We start from the raw sequence: 15486 nt of genomic DNA on the forward strand, positions 1-15486 counted from the left end.
CGTTTGATTCTATATCAAAATTATAAATTTATTCTGATATATGAATTATTATCCGACGCATTTAATGATAAGTAATTATTTATGCTTGCCAGTTCAAATTCTAATAATTGAGAAGTGTTGATGCAATTATGTACCCCATCACTTGAAATAATTAACGTATCAAAATCAGTATTTTTAAATTCTTGATATCCGTAATCAATAATCTCACGTTTACCTGAAATACTTCTCGTTACGATATGATTATATTTTTGAATCATTTCAATAGGGACTACTTCTAATTGTTTTTTCAAATCTTGTATTAAAGTATGAGGATCTGTCTTATAAACTAAATCATTCCCTTTAAATAAATCAACTTGAACATCTCCTATCCAAAATATTTGTGTTATTTCATTGTTTATGATTGCACCTGCCATTGTTGCACCAGATTTAACAGCCATTTTATCATTGAAATGTTTTACTGCTAAATTTGCTTTTTTAATTGCATTCTCAATATCATTTTTAGAATACGAATTATTATTTAATGAACTAAAATATGTGAGTAAGTTTTCAATTATCAGTTCTGCCGCTTGTTCTCCATATTCATAACCACCCATGCCATCCGCAATTATAGCGAATAAGGAATTTGGATGCAGCTCTTTTACAAAAACTGCATCTTCATTACTTTTTCTTTTTCCTATGTGTGAATAGGTGATATGTTCCATTTATCTATCTGCTTTTAATGTAGCCCCACCGTGTTTAGAAAACCTTGGTCGCGTACTAATTTTTTGAGGCTGATTTGTTATTGCATTTTCTGTAGCTTTTGAAGCCCATAAGAAACCTTCCCCAGGTTTTAGCATACTCATATCATTAGGCGTCAATGCACTTAATTGTGTAATCGATTTTTGAATATGTTTTAACCACTGCGGTGAATTGAATTTATGTACTAAGACAACCGAACTTAACTCAATAATTTCATTAGGTAAACTTGGTGGATCCTGACTCGCAATCATAATACTTACTCCTTTATGACGCATTTCACGAATAGCAGTTACAATGTTATTCGTTAAATCTTTATTGTCCATGTACTTATGCGCTTCATCAAAAACAATGAACTTATTAAATGAATGCCCATCAATTTCTTTTACACCAGAGAAAATATTTAACATGATGACGAATAAACCTAAAGCTTCATCCTTTTCAATAAATTCATCTCTAAGATCTACAATTACCAAACGACCTGGTTTAATCGCATCTTTTAAGAAAAACTCATCGTTAATGTATTCTTGTGCAAAAGATAGACGTTGTCTTGCTAAAGCTTTCTGAGCGTTTGATAATAATAACGAATCCTCAACACTTTGCTTTAGTCCTTCAAGCGTAATGTTACGACGCATTTCTTTCATAATCGCTTTTAACTGCTTGATGTAAGAAGATTCATTTCCTATTGCCCCTAATAAAAACATCCAATCTTGTACATTTAGTTCTTTCGAATTAAATCCAATTGGTCTTACTTCTATTGAAGGAAATTGAGTTCTACGTTCTTCCACTTTATCAAATGGCGTTAAAAGAATAACATCTTCAATATTATTAGGTTCAGCTCCATATCTTTCTTTTAAAATCGCTGTTTCACGTTCTACATCATTAGGATAAATCATTGAAGTAAACTCAGGCTCATAATCCATGCTTTCACTGTAATGGAAAATTACTCCAGCTAATGGATGACTTAATTTATTGATATTATTTACTTGTTTTAATATCATTTCAGATAATGTTCCGATGGTATAACTTTTACCACCACCTTGCACTCCAAATAAACTGATGGTATTAGTTTCAGATAAATCAATAGCAATTTTTTTATTATGAATAGAAGTCCCTAACATACCATATTGAGAAGAATCTGATGATTTTCCAATTAAAATATCGTATTTAGGAATAGCATATTCAACTTGTTCCTCAGCTACATTTTGTGCTGCTGTAGCAGCTCCCTCGTCAACCAATTCTTTCTCAGTAGTTTCTATCTGAACAATTGGTTCAGGATTTGAGCTAGTAGGAGTTTCTGTAGTTGTAGGAATATCTATTTCTTTGTCATCTTTACCTTCCTGCTCAACCTCTACCTCTTCTTGCGTATCGTTTTCTTTCGCCTTAAGTTTCGCCTTGTATTTCCCAACAAATTGTTTTAATTTATCGTTATAATCTAACGATTTAATTAATTCTTCTTTTAATTTAGAGTCTTCTAATCTTAATGTATTCAAATCAGAATTAGGATCTAAAATATCTTTAATTAACCCTTCACCAAAGGTAAAAATGGTAGTATTATCATCAAAAACTTGTTTTAAATGCTTTTGATCAAAAGAAAAATCGAAAATAAACCCAAGCCTATTGAATTTAATTGTAAATCCATTATCAAGCGTTTGAATAAAATCTAAATAAGCCCTGTATGAATTTTCTTCTAAGGAATTGTATCGAAAAGCTCTTTGGATGTAAAACTCTAGAAGATTTTTAAATTCTTTGTTTTTTATCTCACGATCTAAACGATCTTTTGTTTTAAAATTATTTGGGTCAAAATGTGATTTTAAAGCAAAAATTGTATTGTCAATTTGCTCCAACATTTTCAGTTTTAAATCCTCTCTTTCTTGTACATTTAAATAAGTACGGCACTTGATTTCTAAAACCGAACAATTAATTTCTCTTGATTTTGGATCTATTCTAATGAATAAATTATCCGCTCTACTTTTAGAATTAGTCTCTAATTCATTGAATAGGTTTTGGTGTAAATCAATAGGAATAATAAATGCGTTTTTCAACAAATGCTTTTTATCTAAGACACGTTTAGAGAATGCAGACCCGATTACTTCAAATGCTCTATTCTTAGACGAATTCAATTGTAAAATTAAAGAGCTGCTTAACGCACGAACATCTTCAAGGATATTTTGTATAGAAATTTTATCTTCTTCCCTTTCAATATCTACATTAAATTTTTCAAAATGAGGTGCGATTAAACTATAAATTTCTTCATTCGGTTTTGTTGTCAGATAAGACGAAATACCCGAAATTTCTTCCCCAGGAATATAATCAAGTAAGAAAGGGATCTTGTTATCTTCTGACGGTTGATCAAAAATTTGAGGACCTAAGAACTTATCAAATGTAATAACCCAATCCGAAAATTCATGCAAATTGCTTAAAAGCACATTGTCTCTATTGGAAAGATTTAATTCAATAGCAGGAATGGCATCGGTTTGATGCGCTGCTAAAGTAGCTGCAATATTCTCTTGAATATTCGCAAATGTAGTATTGATTACTTTCTCTTTTTCTTTGGCTATGTTTTGATAGTTTACCCATTTGAACCCATTCGTTATTTCATCGAAACTACCATCGGTATTCGATTGAAAAATCAACCCATTTAAAAACTCATTTTTAGTTTTAAATACAGGTTTAGTAAGCGTAATTTTAGGAGAAAAAGGATTTACAATAAAACTTACATGTGCATTAAAGACACTTGGATTGGCTAAGAAATCTTCAATGTTATTGATTGAAAATCTAAGTTTAGGAAACAAACGATTGATTGATGCTTGTGAGAAAGCTTCAGCCTCTTCAGATACGTTTCTTTCAGGGTTAATCAAATCCTTTAACGCATCACCAGGTTCAATGATATTATTTTTCGCTACGAATAATCTGACCTCAAATTTTATATCAACGTATTCTTTAATCTTGATAATATCAATAAACGCTTCTGCAAACTTATTTGCATCCCCCACATTAAATAAGTTTAACACTAATTTATCAACATAAGGATGCTGTTGTAAGTAATTTTTAAGGTGTTTAATGATTAAACTTTTACTTACGTTTGTATCTACTTCATTCCCATTTGGAATGTTCAACAAATTCGCTACATACTGTTTGATTTGGTATGTTTTAGGCGCTAATGAATCGTTTTTTCCTTTATTTGCTTCGTTGACATAAATTCCCCATCCAAAAGCAATTTCACCTAGATATTCGTAATTGTCAAATGATTTAGGATCAGCAAAAACGAAGGGATTATTCGAAGGGATTAAATCGCCTAAGAACAAATTTTGCAACGCAGACCATTCTTTGTCATGATCTTTATAGATCAGTGTTTCTTTGTACCAAAATTCAAAGCGCTCGATTAACTCTAACATCCAACTTAATCTTAACGGATGTAATGGCGATAATAAAAGAATTTCAATAGATTCTTTTGTTGGTAATAGCGTTTTTACTTTTATTAAATCTAAAAATTGAATATCCGCATATAAGGACTTTAATTGTTCCTTATCTTCATGTTCAACCGATTTATTAATTTTGTGATTTAAATCTTTGATCCATTTATTGTAAGCCTCTAAGTATGTTTTGATCTCTTCTTTTAATTCGACTAAATTTACTGTTTCAACAATACCATTTTCTGTTTCGTTTGATTCTTTTATCGCTTTAAACAACTTACTACGTGCCTCTTTAACTTTTTTAGGCACGACTTCATTTAAAGGCGATAATCTAAACTCACATCCATCGAAATTAAGCGCACTGAAATTAGGATTCAATTTTGCGTATAAATGTCCAAAATTACCTTCTTGTTTTAACAATTCATTTTCTAAATATCTTAACTTAGAAGATATAATGATTTGGTAATTGAACTTTACACCATAATTGATATAAAAAGTTGAATTTAATTTTGGTTTTTCATCGTTTAACCAGCTATTAGCACTTTCTGCAGGAATAGGAAAATCGGCTTCAATTCCATTTTTTAAATTATCTAAATTGAATTTAAAATGCGCTTGCGTAACGTTATTTAATTTATCCTTACGGATATTTTTTAAATCCTCTTCAGCTTCGTCAATTGCAAAATAAAAATCTTCTGAATCAGACTTTAATTTAAAGTTTAGATCAGCTTTTGCCTCTGGGGTTTTCCCTTGTTCTTCCCAAGCTTTTTGTATGGCATCACTTGCAAAATCGTCGTTAGCATTTAGAATATTTCCGTGTTCATCTTCCGCATATACTTTGAAGAAATATGTCATTTCTTCTGTTGTATTGGAATTAATTTCGATGTCTGCCGAACGAAAAATAGATGCTGCTTTCGAGTTTTTTAATTTTCTTAACGTTGTAATTTCTTGACCAGCCCCACCATCTGCTTCCATTAACACGATTCTAAAACCATGTAAACTTTCCACTTGGTTTGGAGGAGGCGTAGTTGTAAATTGTACTTTTACTTTGACATTTGTCCCTTCATTGGCTTTTAAAACCTTTACGCCATCTTCCATTACAAAATTAGGAGATGAGATATTTGTTACTTCTAGATTAAGATTGTCAAAATTTAGATTAGGAATTTTCCAATTTCCAAAGCATAAATTTTGATATTTATTGAAAATGGTTTCAACAATATCTGACTTATTAGCAATATTTTTTTCTTCTCTAAAGAATTGGATTAACTCTTTTTGAATGGAATCTTTTTCGATTTCTAAACTATCCACACGTTCGTATATTGATTTATTAAAAGAAGCTAAAATATTAAGACTCTTTTGGTTTAAAATCAATCTTGCACGCGCAACTGAAGGATCTTCTAATAATTTATGGTCTGGTAATCCACCAATTAAAAATAAATACTCTCCAATTGCTTTATCATCATAATTATTCTCTTCAAGTAAGATTAAATATTTGGCTAAAGCAGGATTATTATTTTTATTGATATTGAATATTTCAACAATGGTTTGTATGCTTCTCTTCTTTTCTTCTGGTATTTTTTTGAATAATTGATCTACTAGAATACGATCTATATTTTCTAATTGTAAATCTTTGAAGGTTGCATTACCATAAGAATCTTCCGCAGCTGTTCTTGAATTTGAAGGAATTAAAATTAAAATTGGCTTGGATTGATTGTTTCTTAACTCAATTAATTTAGTTGCAGAAATGTATTTATCCCCCACTTCGGCATCATTAATAATAAAGCTATCCATCTTAGGATAGTGGGTTCTTATTTTATCTAGCAAAATAAATAATTGCTCATCTGCCAAGCCTGTAATTTTCATACAATGTCCAGGTTTCGCTTCGGCAAATTCATGTTGAAACTGTTGTAGAATAATGTCTACAATGAAATCATAATATGTATAGTTTTGAGTCGTTGTCATTGTTGTTGGTTATTTTAGTTCGTATCTAGGTCTAACCTTTTGTAAAATGTAGGCATCACTCATGTCGTTGTAAAATCCTATTTGTCTCAATTTAGATTTAAAGGCGTCTACATTTTCTTTGAATGCTAAGTTTGTGTTTACATCTGCATTGCGGTATTCCTCTTCATTTAATCCGTTAATTACTAAACCGTAACGATTTTTTAGATTTTCCATTAAATCTTCAATCGATACATTTTTGGTAATAAATTTACCTTCCTCTAAATGAAGTACCTGAATTTGTACTAAAGCTTCTAACAAACGTGTACCTAACACAAAACGTCTTGGATGTTTCTTGCTTCGCCCTTGTGCTAAAAAACCGCGGTCATTGTTCTTTTGAGAAATACTATCTAAAAAAGTAGGATAATACTTAAGTTGATATCCTCCTTTTACCTTCATTAACATCTCTACATATTTATCAAATGAAGTGTTTTCATATTTTACCATTTCATCAATCAATTCTTTTTCTTCGTCTGATTGATCATTTCTAAAATGAATCCAATATGCATTAAAAGTAAAATCCAATTCATTACTATCACTATTTAATTTATTAATAGCAGTAATTAAATTATTTGAATTGTTTTTATCTAAATCAAAAACAGTTAATATAGCATTAATTTGGAAACCAGCTTTTAAATAATTATAAATTGCATTGTAATTAATTTCTGCATCTTTTATTGCAAATTGCGAAATTTTGCTTTCAAAATTATCCGTCACATCAACCACTACTTTCCAATCATCATTAACCTCAATTGAATTGTTTTCTATCATTTTAGGTAAATAATTAATTACTTTAAAACTATATAGTGCTAAATGAAATGATGTTATGGTTTTGATGTATTCAATTAATACCGAACGTGGAATGATTTCTTTGTACACCAACAGACGATGAATATCATCACAAAATAATTCGGCTTGTTTTGGTAGTAAAGGATTTATTTGGTTCAAAGCACTATTACTATCAATAAATCCAGGTTTTATATTTTTGATTATATGAAGTATCCCTAAACTATCCACATCTAAACTATTCCCTTGAAGAAACTCGTTGGTTTGCGGATCCCATCCTTGCACTAAATATTTTTTTAATTCTTCTTTGATCGCAGGCTTTTGTCCAAGCATTAAATACACCTGGTCTGCACTAAAGTAATCTCTCAAAACTTTAGCATTTCTAATTCTGTAACTTTCTAAATGAATAGGTTTTAAGGAAGTTATTTTTTCTTTTTCTAAATTTCCTCTATTTACAAAATTTGCTAAGTTTTGCCTAATCCAAATTTCTACCGCTTGTTTATTTTCAGTAATCCCATGAAAATGGCCTTGTTCCTCTAAAGCTTTAAAATAATGAATTATCTTTTCTATATCGACTTCTAATGATTGACCTTTAGAAGCTCTTTGCTTCGGACGAATCCCGTTATGTTTTAATAGCATAAAAAGATTCACCAAAGTACTGTCGATATTATTTCCTTTTGCATCAGATGTTAAAATCAATTCATTTCTGAAAACACCTTCGTTTTTACTTAATTTAATTGCCATATCTATACTACTAAAGGATTGATTTCAATTTTATTCTCAACTGATTTACTTATTTTGAAAAAATCTTTATTATTAGCGGTAACTACCACTTCATTGTAATTCAGATTTTCTAATAAGTTTTTAAATACGATCAATTCAATGAATTTCCCTTTCATATCATTTAATGAAGGACTAAAACCTTTGTGAATAAAGTATAACATTTCATATAAATCTAATGAAATGGTTAGAGCAATATTCGGCATTTTCTTATGTCTAAATATCAATGCATCTGTTTCGTATTCTAGGTATTTTGTTAAATGACTTGTATCGTATACTATTAACTCAAAATCTTCTAATGGCAATAATTTAAATGCTTTACCGTATGGATCTTTTATATCATTGGATGATAAAATCAAATACTTTTCAGCAATCTTGTTATTGTTCGCACCTTCGTTTATAGAAATGGCTTTAGAAAGCGAAACTTTCAATTCCTCTAAATTATCGGAAGCCTTAATGCTTTGTACAAATTCAAAAATAGATTGATATGGAATTCTATTTAGAAATGTTGGTTTTAGCTGAATTTGTTCCTTCTGTTTTATTTCATCAAAATTGATGTTTCCTTCAAAATACTGATGGCGTACAAATGTTTTATGTTTCTCTTTAGTTAAAGCAATTGTTTCTGCATTTTGTTGATGCACTGGGCTTAATGCTTTTTGTTCATTAAATTCATCCAATAGATTGTTCTCTCTTTCTCCAAAGATTAGATAATCTTTTGGCCTATGTGGACTAAAAAATAATTGACGGTCTAATTTAGGAATAGCCACTTCACCAATATCTGTTTCACGAATTATTTTGATTAAACGATCGCTATTTCCAGAGTCTTGAATTTTAGGATTCGAAATATTGAAATAATATAAATTCCAATAATTTACAATATCTTCTTCTGTTAGACGAGGAATTGATTTTAAGTCTTCGCAAGCATAATCACGGGTGATGATGAATGCAATGAAAGATCTTAAATCACGCATGGTGATGTGCAACTCTCTTTTTAGACTAACTGTTCTGATTAACCATTCTAAACGATTGATAATCTCTGGACCAGCGGCAGAATCATTGAATGAATCTACATTGTACTTGATAAAACAGTGATGAGCAAATTCACAACCTTCACACTTCGTCCATAATTGTTTGTGGGTTAAGGCACGAATTTGTTTTTTGAATAAGGATTCTTCGTTTTCGTCTTGTGCTACCACCGAACGCAAGTTTAGATTGATGACTAATACCCCCTCTGGTAATTGCGAATAGCCTTCTTCGTAGAAATAATTCTCGATCGCATAGGCCAAACCTTTGTGCTTTTCTGAAGTAGTTAAGAACTCCACTAAACGCCCTTCGTTGATGGCTATAATCCTTCCTTCCGAAGCTTTGTTATAGTTCTGTAAATTTTCGAAAGGACTAAAGAACTTATCTAATACATCATTGTTTTCAAACCCTTTTTCATCTTGAGAACCATCATAATTACTTTCGTATTTTACGCCATTGATTTTAAACTGTGCGCCGTTGTTGTGCTCGAAATGAGTTAACTCTTTGACATTGGCGTTTTGTTCAATCTTTTTGACAAATGCAGTTTTTCCATCTCCAGCATTCCCTGTGATGATGACTAATTTGTATTTTCCATCTACAATGGCTGGAATTAATTTACGATCTAATTTTGTAGACGTATAGGTATCGTTATCTAATGTATTTCCATTAAGATTGACACGCGTACCGAAATTTCCGTATTTGGATTGCGAGTATAAGGAGTTTAGGTAATCGACCATATTTACTCCTTCTGTATTTATCTTCTTAACTTTTAGCTCCTCTTTGTTTTTATCAAAAAGTTCTGTTAAATCTTGGTAAATACGCTCTACATTTCCATCAGTAAATGATTTAGCACCCCCTTGCCAAAATACTTCGTTTATAATATATTCATCGTCTACTTTTACGACCAACTTGATTGGTTTCCCTAAATCAAGTGACGATTTATATTTGGTTAAGTTTTCTTTGAAACGACTTAATACATTATGAATAGATTCATGTAAATCTACATATGTATTATTTCTGTTATAAAGTTTGACATCAAAACCATTTATTTCTTGACGAATCGAAATTTGTATGTGGTATAAATGCGCACGATTGCTCATTTCACCTGTATCTTCCGATAATTCTAAAATATCATTTTCGATACGCAATAACTCTTCTAACATTTCCTCTGCATTATGGAAACGTGTTTCTTTATTTGTTTTAATTGCTTTTAAGATAAAATCTGCAAAAGCTCTTGAAACATTTGGTTCAAATTCTTTTGGATCTTTTGGTTGCGCATGAATCAATGGTAACTTACTTGGTGTCCATGGGTATTTTTTCGTCAATAGCTCGTATAATGTTACCCCTAACGAAAATAAATCGGCTGTTAAGTCCCACTTTACTTTGTATCCATCGTAAATTAAATCCTGTGCTAAATATGGGTTAGTACCTACATAATCTTGGTTGTTATCGATGGCAGTAGCCACATTAAAATCGATTAATACAAAACGTTCTCCTTTGTCCCAAATGATGTTTTGTGGTTTGATGTCACGGTGAATAATTGGTGGATTTACTTTTTGCATTTCCACTAAAGCCGACAAGATATCTTTGGCTACATTAAATACTTGATGGATTGGTAATTTGGCTTCTGTACGTGAATACACGCCTAAATTATCTCCTTCCAAATATTCCATTAAGGTATAGAATTGACCAGAAAAAGTCGTTCCATTCCACTTGAACTTTACAATATTTGGATGATAAACTTGTTCTAAGGCTTTAAATTCATCGATTACCGAATTGACATTTACACTTTCGTTAAACATCTTTAAGGTATAATACTCGCCTTGTAATTTGTGTTTCACTTTAAATACACGCGAATATCCGCCTTTACCTAAAGTTTTGTAAATGGTATAATCGCCTATGTCGTCCCCTTCTTTTAGCTCGTCGAAAGGAACAGCCATTGGCATCGTTGCAGGTTCTTGATGCCCGTTAAATCCTTTGGTATGTAGATTCGTGGCTTCTTCGATAAATTCATATAATTTTTCGATTTGTGCTTCACGATCCATTTCATTGGTCTGAATGGTTTTATTAATGAACTCATCAATCCATTGTGGTAAATGCGGATTGATCGTTGTAGGCATTAAATGCTTTGGTAGATGACCTCCTAATTGATTTAACTCGTATGGTGATTTGAATGGTTCTTTTTCTAAAAACATCCAGTACGCTAATACCCCTAAAGCATAAATGTCTGTAACTGCCGATACATCGCCCACTGTTAATTCAAGAGGTTGGTAAGGCGTAACATTTTGCTCGGTAATACTTGGCATTACGGTATAACCTTCTTCTTCGTGCTCAAAGAAATAGGATTTTCCAAAGTTGGCTAAATAAGCAAAACCAGAATTTAAATAAATGTTATCTGGGCTAATGTCGCGGTGATAGATGTTCTGTTCGTGCGCTGAACGTAAAGCTACCATAATGTTTTTAAGAAACTGTACCTTTTCGTTGAAGGTAAAGGTTTTGATTCTTGCTTCTGCACGTAAGGAACGATCGGCTAAGAAATCGGAGATTTCGTAGAACAAATGGTTTTCTGGATCGAAACGGAAATCTACATTTAAAATAAATGGTTTACCATTCAAATTCTTTAATGCATTGTATTGGTTACGGATTTTATCTTCGCGATTTTTTAAATCCATAGGTGATAGACCAGCTACTTGTAATGCAAATTCTTTGGCTACACGAAAGGTAGAAGAAGCCCCAGGATATTTGATTAAATACTCTGTATAGAAATTGGTTTGATCTAAAATCTTTACAATTTCGTATTCAAATATTTGTGTTTTTTCTTCTACACGCTTTTTATTTTGTTGCCCCGTTAAGTAGTCAACAATTTTGTGCTGAATATCTGCAATAGCATCTTCTGCTTTGTTGACTTCTGATGCATCCGTAAGAAAATTAATTAGTCTTTTATCTAAATCGAATGTTAATTTTTCGTCTTCTGGGGTTAAGTAACGGTCTAATACATTGTCGTAAGACAATGTAAGCATATTGATTACTCTTACTTGCCCCCAATACGGATCTATTTCTTTAAATTTACTGTGTAGAATTGCAGTTTTCTGACGATTGGTACGTAAAGGATTTTTACGTGGATGATCGTTTAGATACCAGTTGGTTTCGTCGCCTTCGATGCGGCCACGCCAATCTTTATTTTCTATATTGAACACGGCATGAGGAGCCACGACTACTAAGTCGTACTCCCAATACTGTGTTTGGTTGTTATGCGGATTGGTAGAGACCAATTCGATGTTTGGAATTAGATAAAAATCATCTGGTAAATTGATTTCTAAGAATTTTAGTAGTTTTTCTTCCCCTGCATTTACTTGCTGGTTGAAGTATGTTGGTTGTTTAGTTATTGCCATGCATCAATTTCGTTTTCAATTAGATTAATTGCTTGGTTTTCTTTTAAAATTGCCTCATTTAAATTAAATAAATGGAGATCAATTTTTTCTTCAATTTCCTTGATGATATTTTTTTCTAAAATAGGTACTTCAACATTCCCTACATAATCTTCATTTAAATGTAATATTACAGAGCCATAAGACCCAGCTAATAATGAATTTCTACCTAAATTAGATTTTAGAAATGCATAAACATATTTATTAGAAAGTATCGAATGTTGTTTAAACTGAATTCTAATTGCATCTTCTGATACTGCAAAATCATTAATACAAGGAAGAGTGTAAATAGTATCTCCTAAAGTACCACTACGAGTTGTTAGCAACCATCCTTCTTTAACTTGAAAATCCTTTCCTACATTTTGATTAACAAATTTTTCAGTTTTTGTAGGATTAGCTTTCTGCATTTCTGATGTTGATAGGAATGGAATCCCATTTGATATATAATTACGTTTACTTCGTGGTCCAATAAAAATATTTTCCGTTAACTCATTTATTTTAATAAATTCTATTTTTTGATTAGATTTTATATTATCTACATAATTATTAATTATGTTATAATTAGCGTCAAATCTCTTTTTAAAATTATTTATCGTATTAGATGAAATATTTTTAACATTATATGTTCCTGCTTTATAAGTAGTATCTAAAAACTTAAAAACCTCCACCGCCTCTTTCAACAACTTATTAGCCTCTACACGAAGGTTGGCACTGTCCACAATTAATTGATGGATTTGTTGTTGTTTTTCTTCGGATAGGATTGGGACTGGTAAATTACCTAAAGTTTTCGGCTCTATCCTTGGAACTACTGATCCATAGATATAAGACTGCATAAAATTATAAGCTGTCTTAGATGCTAAATATGCATAAATATAACCATATGGCATTTTAGTATTATCTGAATCAACTCTAATTATATCTTGAGACCCTACTACATGTGATAAATCACTCGTAATTAGTCTAACATTTCCAATTGTACCTGCACAACTAACCAAAATTTGATTAGTTTTTAAAGTCATTTCTTCTAATCTTGGTGTATATTTTTTTGAAATTAACTTTGCTACATCAAGTGGATTTGTATTCATCATATGAGTTGCAGAAATATATGGATATCCATATTCTTTATCCTCTACAAATACTCTTTTAAAAATACCTCCAGTAAATATAGATGCAGTTACATTATTTAATGTATCAAATTGCAAACCTTTATAAGCTGAACTTTCAATTCTTTTTTTACCATAATTCATATGATAATTTGGTTTCAAAATGAAATTATTTGATAAAATAGAATTAGATTTTATTTCTGTAAATTTCATTTCTACTTATTTAAAAATTCATAATAGGCTTCCACAATCATCGGTAAATTGTCATCTAACTTTCTTAATTTTTCGGTACGTGCTTTTACGATAGCGTTTTCTTCTTTGTCCTTCACCACATATTCGGTCGTGGTTGGAAATAAGATTTCGGCTCCATCTTCGTCGCGCACATAAATTGGGTTTCCACGGCGGTCTTTTCCTAATTTTTCGGCAATTGCCATAAATACGTCGTAGTCTTCGCTACCTTCGTTGGCAATGTTGCGTTGTAAATCGGTTTTCTTTTCTAAAAATAATAAAGACGCTTGTACCCCAACTTGTGGTAAGAAGGCTTCTACGGCTAAATCGACAGAGGCTAAGATTTTAAAGTTTTCTAAAATCCACTCGCGTACAGGCAACGTATTAGGATTCCCTAAAATACCATCAGGCAATACAATTGCCATTTTACCGCCTGGTTTTAATAGGTTGTAGCAGGCTTCGATAAATAATACCTCTGGTGCATCTGAATATTTGGATAAGAAGTATTTTTCAGCAATCTCTGTATCTACTTTTACTTTGGCTCCGAATGGAGGATTGGTAAAAATCATATCGAACTTGCCACGCGCATCTGACGTGTAATTCTCGATGATGTCTTGCATACGTTCGACACTGGTATCGATCGCTGATTTAATTTTAGCAATTTCTTCTGGATGCTCCCATTGTGGATACGCTAATGAGTTGACGTGGAAAATATTCGCGTGACCGTCACCTGCCATCACCATATTCATACGCGCCGCTTTCTTAAGATCAGGATCAAAATCGAATCCGAAAATATTTGTCTCTGCGTATTCTCTTACTCGTTCGTTGACTTCGTAAGTATTAAATTTATCTGCCAATAATACGCCATCTAACTCCGGATATAAGTCTTTAGCAATTTTTTTTCGAACGTGGTCTAATACCATTACTAAGAATCCACCAGAACCACACGCAGGGTCTAATACACGTGTATTTTCGTTAGGATCAAGCATTTCTACCATTGCTTTTACAATATTACGAGGTGTAAAGAATTGTCCGGCTTCTTGTTTTAAGGTGTTACTTACAATGGTTTCGTACGCCATTCCTTTTACATCGACTGTGGCATCTAAGAAGTTGTACTTGGCTAATTCACCCGCAATAAAAGCGACACCTTTATCTGTTAAATCAATTGCCTCATTTCCATCAAATACATCTGAGAATGTTTGGGATTTTTTTAATTCTTCAAAAATCTTTTTAATTCTTTCTGCAACTTGTTTACGGCCATCTTCTGTATTTTGTTCCTTGACACCAACCCAGAATTTACGACGGTAAGATTCACCCGATTCGTATGCTAAGAAACGACGTTTTTCGTCGTATAATTTACAGAAAATAAGGTACAGCAATTGCCAGAACGCATCTTTTTTGCGGCCTTCGTTACCATAGATGTAATCGTGTGAACGTTTGAATACTTTGATTAAAGAATCGTTGGCAGGTTTACGTGCGTGTGAACGATCGGCACGATCTATGTCTTCTATTGTTTCTCCTTGTCCAGGGAAATCGGCTAAGTCGATAAAGTTTTCATTATCAAATACATCGTATTCGCGTTGCAAATATTTGATGTCTTGTCCATTTGTCCACAAACCAAATTCACAATTTTCTACTGCTGCTACTGCATTTTCTAGTGTAGGAGTAACTCCTTTTTTCTTATCGTTTTCTTTAATTTTTTCGTCTTGAACTACGGCAATACGAATGATATTGTCTTGGGTATGATCGGTCTCTTTTTCGAATACGACTACTTCTAATTTTTGTTTTTTATTTTTTCCGGTATCTGGATCTACAAATGTGATATTAAAATCACGAGCCAAATCTGCCATATCGAATCCATATTCTTCGTTAAGCATACGAATGATGGATTGAATATTTTTTTCTTGAGAAGAAGCCTTCTTAATATTTTCTGTTAGAATACAAATCAATTGGTTGTCTTCTAATATGATATCTTGCGTTTGCATTGGATAA

General features: G+C 31.9%; 6 protein-coding genes. All 6 read right to left on the reverse strand.

The genetic code is table 11. The features are described from left to right. Positions 1-20: 20 nt before the first annotated feature. From LNQ81_RS00300 to mads2, 6 genes are read right to left on the reverse strand one after another with little or no spacing between them, the layout of a single operon-like run. Entirely contained in the window at positions 21-701 is a 681-nt protein-coding gene (locus LNQ81_RS00300; protein WP_058699620.1) for a PP2C family protein-serine/threonine phosphatase, read from the reverse strand. Then, positions 702-6110, reverse strand: a complete 5409-nt coding sequence (gene mads8, locus LNQ81_RS00305) for a methylation-associated defense system ATP-binding protein MAD8 (RefSeq protein ID WP_058699621.1) — start codon at positions 6108-6110, stop codon at positions 702-704. A 9-nt stretch (positions 6111-6119) separates the two neighbouring features. After that, the gene (mads7, locus tag LNQ81_RS00310) at positions 6120-7676 is read right to left on the reverse strand and encodes a methylation-associated defense system protein MAD7 (protein WP_229944195.1); all 1557 of its coding nucleotides are present in this window, start codon (positions 7674-7676) and stop codon (positions 6120-6122) included. Between the two features lie 2 nt (positions 7677-7678). Further along, positions 7679-12127 (reverse strand): methylation-associated defense system protein kinase MAD6, encoded by a 4449-nt coding sequence (gene mads6 / locus LNQ81_RS00315; protein WP_058699625.1) that lies wholly within the window; start codon positions 12125-12127, stop codon positions 7679-7681. Next, a complete protein-coding gene (mads5, locus tag LNQ81_RS00320) occupies positions 12118-13479 on the reverse strand; it encodes a methylation-associated defense system restriction endonuclease subunit S MAD5 (protein WP_058699624.1) in 1362 nt (453 codons plus the stop codon). Before mads5 ends, mads6 begins: the two co-directional genes overlap by 10 nt. A 2-nt stretch (positions 13480-13481) precedes the next feature. Further along, the gene (gene mads2, locus LNQ81_RS00325; RefSeq protein ID WP_058699623.1) at positions 13482-15479 is read right to left on the reverse strand and encodes a methylation-associated defense system DNA methyltransferase MAD2; all 1998 of its coding nucleotides are present in this window, start codon (positions 15477-15479) and stop codon (positions 13482-13484) included. Positions 15480-15486: the final 7 nt, after the last annotated feature.

It is taken from the genome of Myroides oncorhynchi (genome assembly GCF_020905415.1).
GTDB classification, from domain to species: Bacteria; Bacteroidota; Bacteroidia; order Flavobacteriales; family Flavobacteriaceae; genus Flavobacterium; species Flavobacterium oncorhynchi_A.

Excerpts from the sequence above, each read along its gene's own strand:
- mads6 (WP_058699625.1), bottom strand. The coding sequence starts at position 12,127 with ATGGCAATAACTAAACAACCAACATACTTCAACCAGCAAGTAAATGCA.
- LNQ81_RS00300 (WP_058699620.1), bottom strand. The coding sequence starts at position 701 with ATGGAACATATCACCTATTCACACATAGGAAAAAGAAAAAGTAATGAA.
- mads2 (WP_058699623.1), bottom strand. The coding sequence starts at position 15,479 with ATGCAAACGCAAGATATCATATTAGAAGACAACCAATTGATTTGTATT.
- mads8 (WP_058699621.1), bottom strand. The coding sequence starts at position 6,110 with ATGACAACGACTCAAAACTATACATATTATGATTTCATTGTAGACATT.
- mads5 (WP_058699624.1), bottom strand. The coding sequence starts at position 13,479 with ATGAAATTTACAGAAATAAAATCTAATTCTATTTTATCAAATAATTTC.
- mads7 (WP_229944195.1), bottom strand. The coding sequence starts at position 7,676 with ATGGCAATTAAATTAAGTAAAAACGAAGGTGTTTTCAGAAATGAATTG.